At 61.2% G+C, this 18,896-nt stretch carries 14 protein-coding genes; 9 read left to right on the plus strand and 5 right to left on the minus strand.

Going from position 1 to position 18,896, the window contains the following annotated elements; translation table 11 throughout:
• Nucleotides 1-12: 12 nt before the first annotated feature.
• From carA to RY113_RS04625, 9 genes are all read left to right on the plus strand, one after another.
• On the plus strand, nucleotides 13-1,209 hold the full coding sequence (carA, locus tag RY113_RS04585; protein ID WP_245932195.1) for a glutamine-hydrolyzing carbamoyl-phosphate synthase small subunit: 1,197 nt from the start codon (nucleotides 13-15) through the stop codon (nucleotides 1,207-1,209).
• Nucleotides 1,209-4,520, plus strand: coding sequence for a carbamoyl-phosphate synthase large subunit (gene carB / locus RY113_RS04590; RefSeq protein ID WP_110106421.1), 3,312 nt, complete (start codon nucleotides 1,209-1,211; stop codon nucleotides 4,518-4,520). The genes carA and carB overlap by 1 nt, the downstream gene beginning before the upstream one ends.
• The gene (gene pyrF, locus RY113_RS04595) at nucleotides 4,510-5,424 is read left to right on the plus strand and encodes an orotidine-5'-phosphate decarboxylase (protein WP_315913694.1); all 915 of its coding nucleotides are present in this window, start codon (nucleotides 4,510-4,512) and stop codon (nucleotides 5,422-5,424) included. Before carB ends, pyrF begins: the two co-directional genes overlap by 11 nt.
• 121 nt (nucleotides 5,425-5,545) lie before the next feature.
• Nucleotides 5,546-5,866, plus strand: coding sequence for an integration host factor, actinobacterial type (mihF, locus tag RY113_RS04600; RefSeq protein ID WP_110106423.1), 321 nt, complete (start codon nucleotides 5,546-5,548; stop codon nucleotides 5,864-5,866).
• Complete coding sequence (gene gmk / locus RY113_RS04605) at nucleotides 5,863-6,477, plus strand: guanylate kinase (protein WP_110106424.1); 615 nt, start codon at nucleotides 5,863-5,865, stop codon at nucleotides 6,475-6,477. Before mihF ends, gmk begins: the two co-directional genes overlap by 4 nt.
• Nucleotides 6,478-6,545: 68 nt before the next feature.
• Nucleotides 6,546-6,803, plus strand: a complete 258-nt coding sequence (gene rpoZ, locus RY113_RS04610) for a DNA-directed RNA polymerase subunit omega (RefSeq protein ID WP_038462701.1) — start codon at nucleotides 6,546-6,548, stop codon at nucleotides 6,801-6,803.
• Between the two features lie 26 nt (nucleotides 6,804-6,829).
• Nucleotides 6,830-8,194 carry a bifunctional phosphopantothenoylcysteine decarboxylase/phosphopantothenate synthase gene (locus RY113_RS04615; RefSeq protein WP_315913817.1) on the plus strand — a complete coding sequence of 455 codons (1,365 nt, stop codon included), beginning with the start codon at nucleotides 6,830-6,832 and terminating at the stop codon, nucleotides 8,192-8,194.
• Nucleotides 8,195-8,284: 90 nt separating this feature from the next.
• Nucleotides 8,285-9,487: a methionine adenosyltransferase gene (gene metK, locus RY113_RS04620; protein WP_315913695.1), complete on the plus strand. Its 1,203-nt coding sequence runs from the start codon at nucleotides 8,285-8,287 to the stop codon at nucleotides 9,485-9,487.
• 136 nt (nucleotides 9,488-9,623) lie between these two features.
• A complete protein-coding gene (locus RY113_RS04625; protein ID WP_315913696.1) occupies nucleotides 9,624-11,795 on the plus strand; it encodes a primosomal protein N' in 2,172 nt (723 codons plus the stop codon).
• 579 nt (nucleotides 11,796-12,374) lie between these two features.
• Here RY113_RS04625 and RY113_RS04630 read toward each other — a convergent pair.
• From RY113_RS04630 to RY113_RS04650, 5 genes are read right to left on the minus strand one after another with little or no spacing between them, the layout of a single operon-like run.
• The gene (locus tag RY113_RS04630) at nucleotides 12,375-14,879 is read right to left on the minus strand and encodes a hypothetical protein (RefSeq protein WP_315913697.1); all 2,505 of its coding nucleotides are present in this window, start codon (nucleotides 14,877-14,879) and stop codon (nucleotides 12,375-12,377) included.
• Nucleotides 14,876-15,934: a glycosyltransferase family 1 protein gene (locus tag RY113_RS04635; protein ID WP_110106519.1), complete on the minus strand. Its 1,059-nt coding sequence runs from the start codon at nucleotides 15,932-15,934 to the stop codon at nucleotides 14,876-14,878. Before RY113_RS04635 ends, RY113_RS04630 begins: the two co-directional genes overlap by 4 nt.
• Before the next feature lie 53 nt (nucleotides 15,935-15,987).
• Nucleotides 15,988-17,004, minus strand: a complete 1,017-nt coding sequence (locus tag RY113_RS04640; protein ID WP_315913698.1) for an alpha/beta hydrolase — start codon at nucleotides 17,002-17,004, stop codon at nucleotides 15,988-15,990.
• Nucleotide 17,005: 1 nt separating this feature from the next.
• Nucleotides 17,006-17,839 carry an aldo/keto reductase gene (locus tag RY113_RS04645; RefSeq protein ID WP_315913699.1) on the minus strand — a complete coding sequence of 278 codons (834 nt, stop codon included), beginning with the start codon at nucleotides 17,837-17,839 and terminating at the stop codon, nucleotides 17,006-17,008.
• Nucleotides 17,840-17,888: 49 nt separating this feature from the next.
• The gene (locus tag RY113_RS04650) at nucleotides 17,889-18,851 is read right to left on the minus strand and encodes a sugar-binding transcriptional regulator (protein WP_110106431.1); all 963 of its coding nucleotides are present in this window, start codon (nucleotides 18,849-18,851) and stop codon (nucleotides 17,889-17,891) included.
• Between the last annotated feature and the right edge of the window lie 45 nt (nucleotides 18,852-18,896).

Below are 18,896 nucleotides of genomic sequence, written 5' to 3' on the forward strand. Positions count from 1 at the left end.
AGGGAAACAACCATGCCTGTACAGGCACTTTTAGTCTTGGAAGATGGCCGCACTTTCCGTGGCAGCAGCTACGGCGCACAGGGGACAACCTTGGGCGAGGCTGTCTTCACCACTGGCATGACCGGATACCAGGAAACCCTGACGGACCCGTCCTACGCCCGCCAGCTGATTGTCCAGACCGCACCCCACATTGGCAACACCGGTGTGAATCAGGCAGATAATGAATCAGCCAAGATCTGGGCTGCCGGTTACATTGTCCGCGACGCCGCCCGCCGCCCCTCCAACTGGCGCAGCGAGGGCACCCTTGACGCGGAACTCATCTCCCAGGGCATTGTCGGCATCCAGGGTGTAGACACCCGGGCCATCACCCGCCACCTGCGCGAACGCGGTTCCATGAAGGCCGGCATCTTCTCAGGTGAAGCTGCAGCACGCTCCGAGGCCGAGATGCTCGCCGAGGTCAAGGCCCAGCCGTCCATGGCTGGCCTGCGCCTGGCCGAAGAGGTCAGCACTAAGGAAGCGTACGTCGTTGAGCCTGCCGATCACGGCTGGACCGGGGAAACCCTATTCACCATTGTGGCCCTGGACCTTGGCATGAAAGCCATGACCCCGGCTCGCTTCGCCGAGCGCGGTGTGCGCCTGCACGTGCTACCCGCCAGCACGTCCTTTGAGGATGCGATGGCGCTGAACCCGGACGGTGTGTTCATCTCCAACGGCCCAGGGGACCCCGCCACCGCTGATGCCCAGGTGGCCTTTGTGCGCGCTTTCTTGGACGCCGGGGTGCCCTACTTCGGCATCTGCTTCGGCAACCAGATCCTAGGCCGTGCCCTGGGCTTTGGCACGTACAAGCTGCGCTACGGACACCGCGGCATGAACCAGCCCGTCATGGACCGCAGCACCGGCAAGGTGGAAATCACCAGCCAGAACCATGGCTTTGCCGTGGACGCCCCGCTGGAGGGACCCACACAGGCCCCCGAGGAGCGCTTTGGCCGCGTTGAGGTCAGCCACATCAGCCTCAACGATCAAGTGGTTGAAGGTCTCTCCTGCCGCGACATCCCCGCCTTCTCGGTGCAGTACCACCCCGAAGCGGCAGCCGGCCCGCATGACGCCGCGTACCTGTTTGACAGGTTCATCAATCTCATGACCAATTACCAGGGTGCACAGAGCCAGAGTGCAGCCAGCCAGAGCACACAGAGCCAGGAAGATAAGTAATGCCAAAGAGGGAAGATCTTAAATCAGTTTTGGTCATTGGCTCCGGCCCGATCGTGATTGGCCAGGCTGCCGAGTTTGATTACTCCGGCACCCAGGCGCTGCGTGTTTTGAAGGAAGAGGGCCTGCGGGTCATCCTCGTCAACTCCAACCCGGCCACCATCATGACCGATCCCGAGTTCGCGGACGCCACCTATGTTGAACCCATCACCCCCGAGGTGGTGGAGAAGATCATCGCCAAGGAACGCCCCGACGCCATCCTGCCCACCCTCGGTGGCCAGACCGCGTTGAACACGGCCATCGCCTTGGATAAGAATGGTGTTCTGGCCAAGTACAACGTGGAGCTGATCGGTGCGAACATCGCCGCTATTGAACTCGGCGAGGACCGCGAAAAGTTCAAGGGTGTGGTGGAGCGCTGCGGTGCCGAATCGGCACGCAGCCATATCATCCATACTCTGGATGAAGCCTTCGAGGCGGCCAAGGACCTTGGCTACCCCATGGTGGTCCGCCCCTCCTTCACCATGGGTGGGCTCGGCTCCGGCCTGGCCTACACGCCCAAGGACTTGGAGCGCATTGTGGGTCAAGGCCTGCAGTACAGCCCCACCACCGAGGTTCTGCTCGAAGAGTCCATCCTTGGCTGGAAGGAATACGAGCTGGAAATGATGCGCGACAAGAACGATAACGTCGTTGTTGTTTGCTCCATTGAAAACTTTGACCCGGTAGGCGTCCACACGGGTGACTCCATCACCGTGGCCCCGGCCATGACGCTGACGGACCGCGAATACCAGAATCTGCGCGACATCTCCATTGCGGTGATCCGCGAGGTTGGCGTGGACACCGGTGGCTGTAACATTCAGTTCGCGATCGAGCCTGACACAGGGCGAGTGGTGGTCATTGAGATGAACCCGCGCGTTTCACGCTCCTCGGCACTGGCTTCGAAGGCAACCGGCTTCGCTATCGCCAAGATCGCTACCAAGCTGTCCTTGGGCTACACCCTGGATGAGATCCCCAACGACATCACCCAGAAGACCCCGGCCTCCTTCGAGCCCGCGCTGGATTACGTGGTTGTCAAGGTACCCCGCTTCGCGTTTGAGAAGTTCCCGGCAGCGGACCCCACCCTGACCACCACCATGAAGAGCGTTGGCGAAGCCATGGCCATGGGCCGCAACTTCACCGAAGCCCTGCAGAAGGCGCTGCGCTCATTGGAACAGAAGGGTGCAAGCCTGGAATTCCACAGCGTCAACGCCCTGGACGTGCCGGAACTCATCGAAGCGTCCAAGCGTCCCACCACGGAGCGTCTTGGCCAGGTTCAACGTGCCCTGCTCGGCGGTGCCACGGTGGAGCAAATGTATGAGGCAACCGGCATTGACCCTTGGTTCCTTGATCAGCTGGTGCTGCTCAATGAAGTCTCGGTAACCATCCGCAAGTCCACAGCCTTGAGCCCGGAAATGCTCAAGCTGGCCAAGCGCCACGGCTTCTCTGACGCCCAGATCGGTGCCTTGACCAATAACTCCGAGGCAGTGGTTCGTGGCGTCCGCCAAGCATTGAACATCCGCCCTGTCTACAAGACGGTGGATACCTGCGCCGCGGAATTCGCCGCGTACACCCCGTACCATTACTCCACCTATGACGAGGAGGATGAGATTGCGCTCCATGAAAAGCCCTCCGTCATCATCCTCGGCTCAGGGCCCAACCGTATTGGCCAGGGCATCGAGTTTGACTACTCCTGCGTGCACGCCTCCATGGCGTTGCGCAAGGCCGGCTACGAGACCGTCATGGTCAACTGCAACCCGGAAACCGTCTCCACTGACTATGACGTCTCCACCCGCCTGTACTTTGAGCCGTTGACACTCGAGGACGTGCTGGAAATCATCGCGGCTGAAGAGCGCACCGGCGGCGTGATGGGTGTCTTTGTTCAGCTGGGCGGGCAGACGCCCCTGAAGCTGGCACAGGAACTGGCCGACGCCGGTGTGCCCATCTTGGGTACCTCCCCGGAAGCCATCGATCTGGCCGAGCACCGCGGCATGTTCTCCCGCGTCCTGGATGAGGCCGGCTTGATCGCCCCGAAGAATGGCACGGCCGTGTCCTTCAACGATGCCAAGAAGATTGCCGATGAGATTGGCTACCCCGTGCTGGTCCGTCCCTCCTACGTCCTGGGCGGCCGCGGCATGGAGATTGTCTATGACGAGGCCAACCTGTCCCGCTACATCAAGAACGCTACCGAGATCACCGAGGCGCACCCGGTCCTAATCGACAGGTTCTTAGAAGACGCCATTGAGATTGACGTGGACGCCCTCTTTGACGGCAAGGACATGTACCTTGGCGGCATCATGGAACACATTGAAGAGGCCGGCATTCACTCCGGTGACTCCGCCTGCGTGCTGCCTCCCATCACCTTGGGCAAGGACGTCCAGGAGCGGGTCCGTGCGGCCACCCGCGCCATCGCCGAAGGCGTTGGTGTGCGTGGTTTGATCAACATCCAGTTCGCCCTGGCTGCGGACATCCTCTACGTGCTTGAAGCCAACCCGCGGGCCTCCCGCACCGTACCGTTTGTCTCCAAGGCAACCGGTGTGCAGATGGCCAAGGCAGCTGCCTTGATTGGTGTGGGTGTCTCCATTGCCCACCTGCGCAGCGTCCACCACATCCTGCCCGAGGTGGGAGATGGCGGGAACTTACCTGACAACGCCCCGGTTGCTGTGAAGGAAGCTGTGCTGCCCTTCAACCGTTTCCGCACTGTTGAAGGCCACGTTGTTGACTCCCTGCTGGGGCCGGAAATGCGTTCCACGGGTGAAGTCATGGGCATTGACAAGCACTTTGATACTGCCTTCGCCAAGAGCCAGGCAGCTGCCAACGGCGCCCTGCCGGTGGACGGAACGGTGTTCGTCTCGGTGGCCAACCGTGACAAGCGCTCCATCATCATGGCCGTCAAGCGCCTCGTTGACCTGGGCTACAAGATTGTGGCCACAGGCGGCACCGCAGATGTCCTGCGCCGCAACGGCATCGCCTCCACCACTGTTCGCAAGATCAGCCAGGAGAGCGGTGGTTCGGATGATCAGAGCATTGTGGATCTCATCAACAACGGTGAGATTGACATGATCTTCAACACACCCTCAGGCGGCCAGGCTCGCGGGGATGGTTACGAGATCCGTGCGGCGGCAGTTTCCAACGGCCGCCCCTGCATCACCACGGTGGCTGAATTCAACGTGGCTGTTCAGGCCATGGAAGCATTGCGCTCCTACGAATGGGACGTCACCAGCTTGCAGGAGCACGCAGTGGTCCTGGCAGCAGGCCAGGCAGCGCAGAATGCCAAGTAGTATCCCCAGCGGCTCCCTCGGAGCCGGGGGGCCCCGCAGCGGGCCCCCCGCCGCAGAGGGCCCAGACGGCGGCCGGGTCTCGTTCGGCGCACGCCTCGCCGCCGCCATGGAGGCCCGCGGTGCCCTGTGTGTGGGGATTGACCCCCACCCGGGCCTGCTGGCCGCATGGGGCCTGGCGGATGATGTCCAGGGCCTGCGCACCTTTTCCCAGACAGTGCTGGAGGCCGTGGCTGCGCTGGCGGCAGCCATCAAGCCGCAGGTGGCGCTCTATGAGCGCCACGGCTCGGCCGGGTTGGCAGTCCTTGAGGAGTTGCTGGCCGCGTCCGCGCAAGCGGAGGTGCTCACTATTGCTGATGCCAAGCGCGGGGACATTGGTTCCACCATGGCCGGCTATGCCGATGCCTGGCTGCGTGAGGGCTCAGCGCTGGCGGCAGATTCGGTGACGCTGAGCCCCTACCTGGGCTTTGAATCCCTGCGGCCGGCACTGGATCTGGCAGCAGCCAACGGCCGGGGTGTTTTTGTCCTGGCACTGACCTCCAACCCGGAGGGCGCGTCCGTCCAGCATGTCGGTGGCAGCGAGTCCGTGGCCAAACGCATTGTGCAGGCGGCCGCGCAAGAGAATCAGCGCTACGCGGCGGCTGCTCTCGGCTCGGTAGGGCTTGTGGTGGGTGCCACCGTAGGCAATGCGCTGCGCGAGCTGGACATTGACCTAGCCGCTGTCAACGGCCCTATTCTGGCTCCGGGGCTTGGCGCCCAAGGAGCCACTGGGGCGGATATGCGGGCTACGTTTGGGTCCGCATACCCTGCGGTTCTGGGTACCTCCAGCAGAGGCATCTTGGCAGCAGGGCCGGACATTGCCGCCCTGCGGGCTGCTACGGTGGAAACACTAGCCAGCCTGAAGTAGTCCCGAATGTGGTGGGGATGCCTCGCCGCAGATTGATTTGCTTCCCCGGTGCGGATAGGTTCGAAATAAATACCGTGTTCGCCATCCGCATCGGGGACAGCCATCATCAGGGAGCTTTTTCGTGAATTTGCCGCACCTCTCGCAGGAACAACGCGCAGACGCGCGGGTTAAGGCCGTTGCTGCCCGGGCGGTCAGGTCCCAGGCGAAGCAGGATTTGAAAACAGGACAGCTCAGTGTGGGCGCTTTGCTTTCCGCGGCGCTCGATGAGCCAGCCCTGGACAGGCTCAGAGTCAGTGATTTATTGGAAGCCCTCCCGGGCATTGGAAAGGTACGTGCAACTGTGATCATGAGCGAGCTGGGGATTGCCCCAACCCGCAGGGTGCGTGGGCTGGGCGTGCATCAGCGCCGCGCCCTCATTGACTACTTGGGAAAGAAGTCATGAGCGGGTTCAACGTACCGTCCGAACTCACCCACCGGAGCAAGCCACGCAGTGGTGTCACTGTCTTGGCGGGTCCCACCGCTGTTGGCAAGGGCACCGTGTCCACGTTCATCCGGGACAACTACCCGGATGTGTGGCTCTCAGTTTCCGCCACCACCCGTGTGGCCCGCCCCGGCGAGGAAGAAGGGATTCACTACTTCTTCAAGTCAGCAGAGGAATTCGATTCACTGGTGGCAAAGGGTGACTTGCTGGAGTGGGCCACTGTCCATGGTGTGAACCGGTACGGTACCTTGCGCAGCACCGTGGCGGCGGCCGTGGCTGCCGGAAAGTCAGTGCTGCTGGAGATTGATTTGCAGGGTGCGCGCCAAGTTAAAAAAGCCATGCCGGAGGCTGATTTCGTGTTCCTGGCACCGCCTAGTTGGGATGAATTAGTGCGCCGTTTAGTGGGACGCGGCACAGAAACGCTTGAAGAACAGCACCGCCGCCTAGAAACCGCTAAACTGGAACTTGCTGCCGCGCCGGAATTTGATTACGTCATTGTCAATGACCAGGTAAGCCGGGCTGCAGCCGCGCTTGTTGAACTGATGGGGCTCACCCCCCATCACACTGCTTGAGCCGGCATTTGTTGGAACGCAACAATGCTGGAACTGCAAGACACCCTTTCGATTTTTTGGAGAAGTAATTGACTACACAACCCGAAGGCATCATCAATCCCTCGATCGATTCGCTGCTTGAAGCTGCGGATTCGAAGTACGGACTGGTCATCTTTGGTGCCAAGCGCGCACGCCAGATCAACGCCTACTACGCTCAGCTGCACGAGGGCCTTTTCGAATATGTTGGCCCGCTGGTTGACACCAAGCTCAATGAAAAGTCCCTCTCCATCGCTTTCCGTGAAATCGACGAGGGCCTGCTGGTTTCCACTCCCGTCGAGACTGTCTAAAGCGCGTTTGAGCCACGGTGTCTAAGCTGAACATTGTTTTGGGGGTAGGTGGCGGTATCGCCGCTTACAAGGCGGCCCTGTTGTTGCGCCTCTTCACGGAGGCGGGGCATCAGGTCACGGTCATTCCTACCGACTCGTCCACCAATTTTGTTGGTGCCGCTACATGGGAGGCCCTGAGCGGGCGGCCCGTGACCAACAATGTCTTTGACGCCGTGGACCAGGTCAACCACGTGAGGATCGGCCATGAGGCCGATTTGATCGTGGTGGCTCCGGCCACCGCCGATCTTTTGGCCAAGGCCGCCAGTGGGCAGGCCAATGACTTGCTCACCACCACCTTGCTCATGGCTCGAGGCCCGGTGCTTTTTGCCCCCGCCATGCACACAGAAATGTGGGCCCATGCGGCAACGGTGGCCAATGTGGCTACGTTGCGATCTCGTGGCGTGCACGTCCTGGACCCCGCAGTTGGCCGCTTGACGGGCGCCGACTCGGGTCCGGGCCGGCTGCCGGAGCCGGAAGACATCTTTACTGCCGCCCTGAGTCTGGTTGAGCATTCCGCCAAACGCCACGCCGCGTCCCCGGCACCCGCTGCATCCGCAGCTTCTGCGGGGGAAGCGTTGGGGACCGAACCTGCAGCTTCTGCGGGGGAACAAGCGGGCGCCGAACCCGGTGAGCTGGCGGGCCGCCATGTTCTGATCACCGCTGGTGGCACCCGAGAACCACTTGATCCCGTGCGTTACTTGGGCAACAAGTCCTCAGGTAAGCAGGGAGTGGCCTTGGCCGAAGCCGCCCTAGCGGCAGGAGCACAGGTCACCTTGATCCACGCGCCCTTGGACGTTGCTCCTCCGGCAACCGCCCGGCTCCAGCCAATCGAGACTGCCCTTGAACTGCGGGCGGCAACCCTGGCAGCGGCGGCCACCGCCGACGTGATCATCATGGCCGCTGCCGTGGCTGATTTCCGTCCGGCCACTATTTCTACCGGAAAAATCAAAAAACGCGACCATGGTGAGGATCCCGTCATCACCTTGGTCCGCAACCCGGACATTCTGGTTGAATTGGTGGCCCACCGTTCCGCGCAAAACCAGCAGCAGCTCATTGTTGGGTTTGCCGCCGAAACTGGTGACGACGAGGCTGATGCACGCACTTATGCGCAGGCTAAATTGCGCCGCAAGGGCTGCGATCTTTTGGTGGTCAACGAGGTTGGTCCCGGCGAAAGCGGCAGCGAGCGGGTCTTTGGCCAGGATAACAACCACGTTGAGATCTTGTCCCTGGACGGTTCCAGCCCTGTGCAATCGGCGGGCAGCAAGCGCCAGGTGGCTGACGTCGTCGTGCATCTTATTGCACAGAAGCTAGGCAAGAACTCGCAAGAACTCGCAAGAACTAGGAAGAATTAGCAAGTATTAGCCGCGCGCCGGCACATACTATAGATGACAAACCGTGTCTCGCAGCAATGGGTGGCGCGCTATCCCCAGTAAAGTAGAGACGTGACTTCAGTAAACCCCCTGCGCCTATTTACCTCCGAATCCGTGACGGCAGGTCATCCGGATAAGATCTGCGACCAGATCAGTGATGCCATACTTGACGCGCTGCTGGCCGAAGACCCGGATTCCCGTGTTGCCGTGGAAACCATGGCCACTACGGGTCTGGTCCATGTGGCCGGCGAGGTGACAACTAACGCCTATGTGGAAATTCCGCAGATTGTACGCAACACCATCCTGGACATTGGCTATGACTCTTCAGCCAATGGTTTTGACGGCGCACGCTGTGGCGTTTCGGTCTCCATTGGCCAGCAGTCCCAGGACATTTCCGATGGCGTGTTTAACGCCTTGGAGGTCCGCGAGGGTACTGCCGTCGACAAATATGACACCCAGGGTGCCGGCGATCAGGGCCTCATGTTCGGCTACGCGAGCAACGAGACCGCCTCTTACATGCCCACCCCCATTTTTTTGGCGCACCGCCTCTCGGAGCGCCTGACCAATGTGCGCAAGTCCGGGCTGCTTGAATACCTGCGACCCGATGGCAAAACCCAGGTGACCATTGGGTACGACGGCGAAAAGCCCGTATCAGTGGACACCGTTGTCATCTCCAGCCAGCATGCCGAAGGCACTTCCTTGGAGAAGTTGCGCGCGGATCTGGCGGAATTTGTCATTGCCCCCGTGATGGACGCGTCAGGCCTGGATGTTTCCTCCGTCAAGACATACCTGAACCCGGCGGGCCCGTTTGTTGTGGGCGGACCCGTAGGTGATGCCGGCCTGACGGGCCGGAAGATCATTGTGGATACGTACGGTGGCATGGCCCGTCACGGTGGCGGCGCCTTCTCCGGCAAGGACCCGTCAAAGGTTGACCGGTCAGCTGCCTACGCCATGCGGTGGGTTGCCAAGAACGTTGTTGCCGCCGGGCTAGCTGCGCGCGCTGAAATCCAGGTAGGTTACGCCATTGGTGTGGCCCGCCCCGTGGGCGTGTACGTGGAGACGTTCGGCACCGAGACGGTGGATCCACGCCGCATCGAAGACGCCATTGCGGCCATCTTCGATCTGCGCCCCATGGCCATCATCGACAGCCTTGACTTGAAACGCCCCATCTACGCCAAGACGGCCGCACACGGCCACTTTGGCCGTGACGATCCCGACTTCACGTGGGAGAACCTTGACCGCGTGGATGCGCTCAAGGCGTACTTTAACGCCTAACGGCTTTAGCTATCCACGTTTGCTTATCCACAGCCGAGCACGGCCCGCCGACACTTTGTCAGTGGGCTGTGCTTAGCTTGTTTTAGGGGCCGGTTTTACGCGGCCCGAACCGCACCACGCACCCTGGGAGGACGTCATGGATGAACCGCTGAACCATGAGGGGCCGGCCGAAGGCGTGCAGTTGAGCCTTCTCAGTGGCTTTGTCGCGAAGCAGCGTGTGGCAGATCCGCACAGCGGAGTGGTGCTGGCCCGCGAGTTGCCTGTTGCCCACGTAGTCATTGATTCCCCGCTGCCACACCTTGACAGGGTGTTCGACTACTCCGTGCCGCTTGAACTCGACGCCCAGGCACAGCCGGGTGTGCGTGTGCGGGTCAAGTTTTCTGGCCAGGACCTCAACGGTTTCCTGGTAGCCCGGGCAGCCGAATCTGAAAGCGAACGGCTGGTGCCGCTGACACGGGTGTATTCCCCCGTGCAGGTCCTGACCCCCGCCGTGCTCCGGGCGGCCCACAAGGTGGCTGCCCGTTACTGCGGAACCGTAGCGGACGTGCTGCGTGTGGCCGTGCCGCCCCGGGTGGCAAGCCTTGAAAAGGTGTATCTGAAAAAGGCTGCGGAGCTGGCGGAAGCGGAATCTGCAGGAGAAGCCCCTGCCCCAGCAGGGCCGCCCGCCAAGCCGGGATACCCCCTTTTTGCCGATTACCAGAACGCCGAAGAGTTCCTGACCCGGCTGGCAATGGGGGAGAACCCCAAGGCCGTGCTGGGTTCCCTCGCCGGCTTCGGGCCGCATTCCTGGCAGCGCCAGCTGGCCCAGATTGTTGCCTACTGCGCGCAGTCAGGTCGTGGCGCCATCGTGGTTGTTCCCGATCTGCGGGACCTGGAGCTATTGGAGCAGGCCTTTGCCGACGTCCTAGCGGAGGGCAGCTTTGTGAAGCTCACCGCGGATGACGGCCCTAACCTGCGCTATGCCAACTTTCTTCGTGTCCTTGCCGGGGATGTGCGGATTGTGATTGGTACCCGTTCAGCCGCCTATGCCCCCGTCACCAACCTTGGGCTGGTTGTGTGCTGGGATGACGGCGATGAACTCCATATTGAACGCCGCGCGCCCTATCAGCACAGCCGTGACGTCCTGCTGTTGCGCTCCGAGGTAGAGGACACGGCTGTCCTCATGGCAGGGCACAGCCGTAGCAGCGAGTCCCAGCGCCTCGTAGCCACCGGTTGGGCACAGGAGATCGTTGCATCCCGCCCGGCCGTGCGAAAGGCCACTGCCAGGGTCATCAGCACTTCCGATTCTTTTGAACAGGAACGGGACCCGGCCGCAGCGTTGGCCAGGCTGCCGCACAGGGCTTGGGCAGCGGCGAAGGATGCCCTGAAATTTGGGCCTGTCCTTGTTCAAGTTGCCCGCACCGGCTACGCGCCGGGGCTGGCCTGCCAGCGGTGCCGGGAGGTTGCACGGTGCAGGCACTGCACGGGGCCGCTGATGCAGTCCAGGGCGCCAGGATCCACCCTAACCATGGTCACCTGCAAATGGTGCGGTACGGCCGAGACTGCCTTTAGCTGTCCCACCTGTGGGTTCAATTTGTTGCGTGCTATTTCCGTGGGTGCTTTGCGGACCGCGGAGGAGCTGGGGCGGGCCTTCCCGTCGGTCCCTGTCATTTCCTCCTCAGGAGAGAACATCAAGACAACGGTGCCGGACCGGGCCGCCATCGTTGTGGCAACTATTGGGGCTGAGCCTGTTGCTCCGCACGGCTATTCGGCGGCTCTGCTGCTCGACGGCGATTCCATGCTCCGGCGCGAATCGCTTCGTGCCGGCGAGGAGACTCTGCGGCGGTGGCTGAACGCTGCGGCACTGGTCCGGCCCGCGCAGGAAGGCGGCGTGGTTGTCGTCACTGCTGAGGAGTCTGTTGAAGTGGCGGCTCTAGTTAGGTGGGATCCGGCCGGCCATGCCGAGCGGGAGTTTGCGCTGCGGCACGAGTTGGGTCTGCCGCCGGCCATGCGCCTGGCGTCCCTGACGGGAAGCGAGGCCGATGTTGCGGCGTTCGTGGCTGACCTGGATTTGCCACAGGCTGTCCGCACCATTGGCCCGGCTCCTCTTGCGTTCGGTGCCCCAGGGGCTGGCGGTGCTGCTGGCGGCGCCGCCGGTGCAGCAGGAACTGCCGCTGACCAGGCCCCGGACTACAGGACTATTCTGTTGTTTCCCTACAGCATGGCTGGCAGCGTCACCGCTGCCATGCGTTCACTGAAAGCCGCCAATGCTGCCCGGCGGGTTGGCTCTCCTGTGCAGGTTCGCTGCGACGGTTTGGACGTCTTGTAGCCCACCCGTGCGCAGGCGAACAAGGCTAAACTGAGCTCCATCTGGGCCCACTGTTGGCGCGGTTCTGGGAGCTGCTGATGCCAGAATTGGGCCGCAGAATTGACTATCCTCCCGAGAAAGTTCGGTCAAAACATGAGGGAATGGCTCTGGCAGCACAGGAGGGCAGTCATTGCGCTGCTGATCGCACTGATGGCTGTGGGATCACTTCTGATCTACAGAACCAGTGGAAATGGGTGGTCAATAGGGATCTTCTCAACCTTGTTTAATCTCCTGGGCTGGTGGCACTGCCGCATGTCAGCCGCACCAAATCCTCTTCCAAGAGGTCATGTCCGGCTCGGAAGTCCCCTTGGGGCAGCAGAAAATATTGGATGTACTGAGTGTTTCCGGCCCTCCACAGCGTGTCTCTGTTGGCAAGTCGGGGCATGTGCCTGCGGGGTTGATGGTGCTGACGCTATCCCTGCCGGATAGCACCGTAGAGATCGCCGCCGAACCTTCGGTTCTAGAAAAGCTACAACAACAAGTGCTCCGAGGCGGCCCACCCTCAGGTCGGCGCGGATAAAGCCCTCCAGGCTCTCGGCCTTAGCCCGTATGCCCTGAATTTTTCGGGAACTTGCTCCTGCCAAAGGTTGCATCGAGCAGTTGCTGGGTACGGCGTTTAACATCGTTCTCACGCAGTCCCAAAGCAGTCACAATAGTTTCAAGGTGATCGATTTCTGCCACGTAGCCAGCGTCCAGACGTCCTGAGAGCGGCCGGGAAGCGAGATCCTCGGAAATGCGCCAGGCCATGGCCAAGGTGCGCTCGTAGATGCGCTGGTCGGATTCAGCGACCGTTCCAGGAGTCTTGGAGTCTGTTGGAGAGGCGCCAAGGCCGGCAACCGCGTTGAGTCGGGAGTCGTCCAGGCCTAGGGCCAAGGCGTCGAGTTCATCACGTAGGCGGCGCAACGTCCGGGCGTTGCGTCCGAAGAGTCCCAGCCGCATCGAAACGCTGCCGCCGTAGCGGATCACGAGGAGCAGGGTAATGCTGGATAGTCCAAGGCTTAGAGTCAGCAGCACGAAGAGCCAGAAGCCATTGATTTCAGGTTCACTATAGTTGTTGCTTTCCAGCCCTAGGGACAGCTCTTTGACGGCGGAGATCACTTGGTTTTCCGCATGGTCGGAAACAAAGTAGCTGCCGTATTCCCAGTCGAAGGTGCTAAGGTGGGAACGTCCGCCTAAGTTTACCGCGCCAGAGATGATGGCGGGGATCGTTACGTATTCCGAGTTCACACGCCACACGGGAATGATTGTATGGTCACTGCGGAGCTCAGCAGTTGCCGGATCAAGAAGCCCCGGGAACTCACTCTTGAGCCTCCACAACGCATCAACGAGGACTTGCGGTTCATAGAATTCGCTGGTCAGTGTGTCACGAACGTACGGACCGGTTGGCCAGTTCAAGTAGTCTTCGGCGCTGCGCACTACTACGGTGACATCAACATCCTCAGTGAAGTGGTTCGGAAGATAGCGGCGAATCTCACCCTGATCAATGCCGCCCAGATCCCCGTCGAAGTGGAGCGAGCGCAGTGGCTTGCTCCCAGAAGCCTCCTCGCTGGGAGCATGGGGTCTTTGGGCTACCACCACACTACTGACGGTGACCGAGAGAATCGTCAGTGCAATGCCTGCCAGCACCAACCATAGTTTGCTGCCCGGACCAGGCAGCAGCGTCCACCAGCTAAAATCGGGCAGCGCCAAGGGGTCTTCATCTGTTCCCGGCAGAGGACCAAAGCGTGAGTGGGCGGCCGCGTTAGCCTGATCGAGTGTAGTGAGCAGCACTTCTGATCCAGAGAGTCCCATGCCCACGCGAAGCGCCGAGAGGTTCTCATGGTGTCCTCGTCCACCGGGAAGCATATGGCGGTGGCGTAAGGAACGGTTGATGGCCTGCGCTGTGCGTTGAAGATCGGCCTCCGCTCTGGTCCACGCGGTGAGCGTCGAAGCGCTGCCGTGGCCACCTGCCGCCACGGCAAGCAACGCATTGAGTGCCTTCCTAAAATTTTGTACCCGCCGTGTTGTTACTGTCCCGGGAGGCCGAGCATCAAGACGTGCCAGCAGTTCACGGCCGGCAAAGGACACAGGCGCGGCTAAACGGTCCAGCACACCTTGGCCGCCAGCAAGCTCACCCAGTACTGACCCGGCCCCCATGAGAGCATCCGCCTGTGCGGTTATCTTCGCAGCTTTGCTTTCAAAAATTTCCACCAGCTTCGACGCTTCTGGTTTTAGTGCGGTACTGGCGGTGTAAACGGCCTCCATGACGGCGTCTTCCGAGCGGGCCAGGGCCAGCGAAGCATTGCGGATACTCGTCCAAGTTGACGTGTACCCTGCTGTCCGCAGTTTCTCCGGCGTGCTGGCGTAGGTCACCTCGAGTCCTTCGAGTTCAAGAACCACGCCAGCCAACTTGCGTTGGGCGCCGGAAAGCCGCTGATATAGCCGTTCATGGCGGCGTCGGCGGGATAACGAGTGAGTGAGAGTCACAACCGTCAGCCCTAGCCCAATGACAGTCCCCGCCCACCAGAACAGAGGCGGGAGTAAGGGGCCCTCATCGAGCAAGTCTGCAGATCGAAGCGCTGCCGCCGCTACGGATTGGGGGCCATGGCCAAGCCCAACGTTGTCCAAATACGTCTGGGTGATGTCACGGGCGTGGCTTACCCGCTGGCCGTGTTCTCCTTCAGGCTGATAAACGCCGGCGCCCAGGAAGCCCTGTTCACCTGAAAAGGTGGTGGTATCGCTGTCAATGGCCGTACTCAGAATGACATCGGCACCCGGATCGCTCCGGCCTGTTTTCTCATCGGAGCTGAGCAGCCGGTCTGTAACCAGAATACGGATGGGGCGCCACGTGGCAACCGGGCCGCCCAGAACCTTAGTGACGCTTTCTTGGGAAATATTGAACGGATGGGCACCCTCCACCACAATCTCAAGATGCTCACCGGGGGTGGCTGTGACGCTTTGGATTCCCAGAAAGGCGAAGCTGCCCGTGGTCAGCCCCAGTAAAAGGGCAAGCCAGGGGAAACAGAATCGGGGCTTGGCCCGAGCCTGGATTAATCGCGTACTCATGAGGTGGCGCGTAGCTCCTGCGCAATGGCTATCAGCTCGCGGGCGGAGGCATCCCAGCTGAAGGTGCCCGCCTGGGCCACGGACGCCGTCGAACATGCCGCCCAGATACCCGGGGCGTCCAGCGCGCGGACGGCCTGGGCAAACTCCGTTGGTGAATCGGCTGGCACATACCGTGCAGCCTCCCCGCCCACCTCCCGAAAAATAGGGGTGTCCGCAACAATCACGGGAGTCCCCAACGCCATGGCCTCCACGAGCGGCAGCCCGTAACCCTCCGCCTTGCTCAGTGTGACCAGCGCGGTAGTACGCAGCAGCAACTCGTCATACTCGGCGTCACTCACGCCATTGTGGAATACCACGGTAGCCCCGGCAGGGATCAGCTTCACAAGTTCGGCCCGGCGTTCAGGGGTGATCCGGCTCAGCAGGTTCAAAGTGAAATCTGGCAGCTCGGCCATGCCGCGAATGAGCGTTTCTACGTTCTTGTATGGCATGAAGGAACCCATGTAAGCCAGCGACTTCTCCGGAACCACAGCAGGGTCCCGCGGGGTCCTCTCACCCTGGGGTGCGTTGCCAATGATCCGGATGGGCCGCTTGGTGAGCTGGTGTTTGCGCATCAGGGCCAGCGTGGTCTTACTGATGGTGGCCACCACGTTGGCCCGGTTCAAGAGCATCCGCTGCGGCCAATAAGCCTTGTGGTACAGCCGCCACAGCACCCGCACCGGGGCGGGAAGGAAGCCGGGAGGGGCCGGGTGCTCGTAATAAATCAGATCGTGCAAGGTCAGTACCAGCGGATACTTTCGCCCCCAGCTGCCCATGGTCTGCATGGGGCAGAACACCAGATCCGCCCCCAGCTTGTTCACCTGGCGGGCCACAAAGAGTTCTCTCGGGGAGAGGGGTGAGCTGATTTTCACCCACGGCAGATCCGGCAGCAATGCCAGCTGACGCTCGTCGTGAATGAGCATGGTGACGTCGGCAAAGGGGGCCACGGCGGCCATGAGGGATGCGCCGTAACGGCTGATCCCATCATGGTGATCCATCCGGGTAAAACGCGCATCCATGACGATTCTTGGCTTGCTGGCGGGGGCCGGGGTGATGGCCGCATTCGTGGTGCTCAAGGGGCTGGATGCCTTTCAAGGAAATCGGTGATGGCGGCTGCTGCCGGTTCGGGTGTTTCGTAGTGGATCAAATGCCCCACCCCAGCAATGACCACCAGCTCGCCATCGGGGAGGCGTTCTATGAGTTTGTGCTGATGGGGCAGGGGGGCAATTTCATCGAGTTCCCCGGCAATCAGGAGGGTAGGCAGCGTCAGTAACGCGGCCACCTCACGGACCGTGCCACCGGCGGACGCCTGAAAAGCCTCCAGGAGCATGTCCCGGTTGGCGAAACCGCTGAAGTAGGCGTGGTGCTGGCCATGGATGAAAGTCAGCAACTCCTTGTCCCGCGTCTTGGCCATGGTCACACTCATGAGATGGACAATGACTTTGCTGCGCAGCAGGGCGTTGCCCAGGGCATCGGGGAGTTTCGCCGCGGCCCAGTAATAGAACACCGCCAGTTTGGTCATGATTCCTTTGGGGCCCTCCAAGGCGGGGGAGGCAATAGGGTTGACCAAAATCAGGGGGTACACCCGGCCCGGGTTGGCCGCCACAAAGTGGCTCACCACAATGGATCCGAAAGAATGGCCTAACAACACGGTCTCGGGCCCCAGCTCCAGTTGATCAAGGAAGCCGCCCAGGAATGCACTGTAGCCGGGGATGTCATGGCCGCCACCGGAGGCGAACGCCGGTGAGCGTCCAAAGCCGGGCAGATCAGCCATGATGATCCTGGCGTGGGGCAATAGCTCCACAACACGCTCCAGCCCATGATGGTCACCTCGGAAGCCATGGACCATCACAATGGTCCGGACAGGAGAAGCGGCAGAGGCAGGGACAGGGGCAGGCGCAGCCACAGCATCGGTCGTAGCGGCCGGGACAGCCGCAACGTCGGCGGCAATCGCAGGGGAGCCAACCGCCGCGTACTCCCAATAATGTACGGAGGTGCCGGCGATCTCCACCACGTGTGTCCTTTCCCGCCCGGCCAGGTCAATTACAAGACGTGCGGCTGGCGCCGTCGTACTGATCTTGGCGGACATCTCAGTTCACGTCCTTTGGATTGGAACCGGAACGGCGCTCCCTATCCAATCCGTCAATGATGCTCATCTGCTCCGGGGACAAAGCAAAGTCAAAAACGTGAAGATTCTGAGCCATGCGTACGCCGGAACTGGCCTTGGGGATCACCAAATGACCGGACTGGACATGCCACCGCAACACAATTTGGGCCACAGTGCGCCCGTGCGTTCCCGCAAGTTCCACCAGCACCGGATCGGAAAGAATGGTGCCCCGGGCCAGCGGACTCCACGCCTGGGTGGCAATACCCAGCTCGGCATGAAGCGCTCGCAGGCGTGTCTGGGTCAGCCAGGGATGGAGTTCAATCTGGTTGACGGCGGGGACCACCTCGCAGGAATCCAAGAGCTGCTCCAGATGTTCCGGCTCGAAGTTGCTCACGCCAATGGCACGCACACGCCCCTCGCCATACAGGGTTTCCAGCGCCTTGTAGGTAGGGATGAAGAGTTCCCGTTCGGGGCATGGCCAGTGGATCAAGAACATGTCCAGCACGTCAAGGCCAAGCCGCTCCATGCTGGCATCGAAGGCGGCCAGTGTGGCGTCGTAGCCGTGCTCTGTATTCCACACCTTGGAGGTCACGAACAGTTCTGCACGGGCAGTACCGCCATCCACGGCGTTGCGGATGGCCTGGCCTACGCCCTCCTCATTGCCGTAGAGCGCGGCCGTGTCTACAGCCCTGTAACCGGTATCGAGGGCGGTGGAGACCAAATCCGCGCACTCCTGGGCCGGAACCTTATAGACGCCGTAGCCGAGCTGGTCAATGTCTACACCGTTGTTGAGCGTGTGTTTGGGGGAGCGTTGCATATCCACGACTTTACCCAGTCCATGCCTCGGCACGGTATTGGGGCGCGGCCTACAAGCCATCCAGGCCGTTGAGGAAGCCAAAAATGGGATCGTTGGAGGGGCTGGACAATTCCACCAATTCCCGGGCCGTGGATTCATCCAGGATCAAATCAGTGACCAAACCGGCTGCGAGGGCCCCGCGCAGTCCCGTAATTTTCTTCGCGCCAGAGACCACACAAATACGACGCCGGACCTTGCGCAGGCTTTCCAAGTCAGGTCCGCTGGAGCGAGAGTTGAGGACAATGCCGTCATCGGATCCATCGGAGCGGAAGAACACTGTTGCCACATCTCCGGCTACGCCGCTGGCTTCTAGCGCGTCCAGGTCGGTGGAATCCAGATAGCCGCCGGAGTAGACGTGGCTGGGGATTTCGGCATCCATGGAGCCCACGCCGAAGATGGCAATGGTCATGCGGTCCTGCAGGTCAAGGATGCGCCGTACGCTGCGTTCTTGCCACATCATGTTTTTGGTCTCTGCATGGTCAAAGAAGGCAGGGACCGGGAATTGTTCCACTTTGGCACCATAGGCTGTGCCGAAACGACGGACGATTTCCGAGGCGTAAGTGATGCCGGAGGTTTGGGTGTTTCCGGCGCCGTTGAGTTGGACAATGGTGCTGCCGTGCGTGGTTTTGCGGGTCAGATGGCGGCTGACGGTACTGACAGTAGATCCCCACGCCACCCCAATCACGGCATTGGAATCGACCAATGGGCCAATGGTGCGAGCTGCTTGCATGCTGACCCGCTCCAAGACTTCAACCTCACCGAGCATGTCTGAAACGGGAACAACATGGACTTCCACCCGGTAGCGCTTGCGAATAGCGCGTTCTAGTTCCGGAGCACGGTCCGAGGGAGTCTTGATTTGGATCTGCACCAGTCCGCTGTCACGGGCTGTGGAGAGCAGCCGGGACACCGTGGAGCGGGAGGTTCGCAGCTCCCTGGCAATGGCATCCATGGTTTGGTCCTGCAAGTAGTACATTTGTGCAGCTCGGAGGGTGTCCTGCTGTTTTATCCGCTTGGAACT

The sequence above is a fragment of the Arthrobacter sp. lap29 genome, assembly GCF_032458965.1.
In the GTDB taxonomy this organism is placed as follows: Bacteria; Actinomycetota; Actinomycetes; order Actinomycetales; family Micrococcaceae; genus Specibacter; species Specibacter psychrochitiniphilus.

What these genes read in the sequence shown, in the direction of transcription:
- carA (WP_245932195.1), top strand. Translation starts at nt 13, where the DNA reads ATGCCTGTACAGGCACTTTTAGTCTTGGAAGATGGCCGCACTTTCCGT.
- carB (WP_110106421.1), top strand. Translation starts at nt 1,209, where the DNA reads ATGCCAAAGAGGGAAGATCTTAAATCAGTTTTGGTCATTGGCTCCGGC.
- pyrF (WP_315913694.1), top strand. Translation starts at nt 4,510, where the DNA reads ATGCCAAGTAGTATCCCCAGCGGCTCCCTCGGAGCCGGGGGGCCCCGC.
- gmk (WP_110106424.1), top strand. Translation starts at nt 5,863, where the DNA reads ATGAGCGGGTTCAACGTACCGTCCGAACTCACCCACCGGAGCAAGCCA.
- RY113_RS04625 (WP_315913696.1), top strand. Translation starts at nt 9,624, where the DNA reads ATGGATGAACCGCTGAACCATGAGGGGCCGGCCGAAGGCGTGCAGTTG.
- RY113_RS04630 (WP_315913697.1), bottom strand. Translation starts at nt 14,879, where the DNA reads ATGAGTACGCGATTAATCCAGGCTCGGGCCAAGCCCCGATTCTGTTTC.
- RY113_RS04635 (WP_110106519.1), bottom strand. Translation starts at nt 15,934, where the DNA reads ATGGATGCGCGTTTTACCCGGATGGATCACCATGATGGGATCAGCCGT.
- RY113_RS04640 (WP_315913698.1), bottom strand. Translation starts at nt 17,004, where the DNA reads ATGTCCGCCAAGATCAGTACGACGGCGCCAGCCGCACGTCTTGTAATT.
- RY113_RS04645 (WP_315913699.1), bottom strand. Translation starts at nt 17,839, where the DNA reads ATGCAACGCTCCCCCAAACACACGCTCAACAACGGTGTAGACATTGAC.
- RY113_RS04650 (WP_110106431.1), bottom strand. Translation starts at nt 18,851, where the DNA reads ATGTACTACTTGCAGGACCAAACCATGGATGCCATTGCCAGGGAGCTG.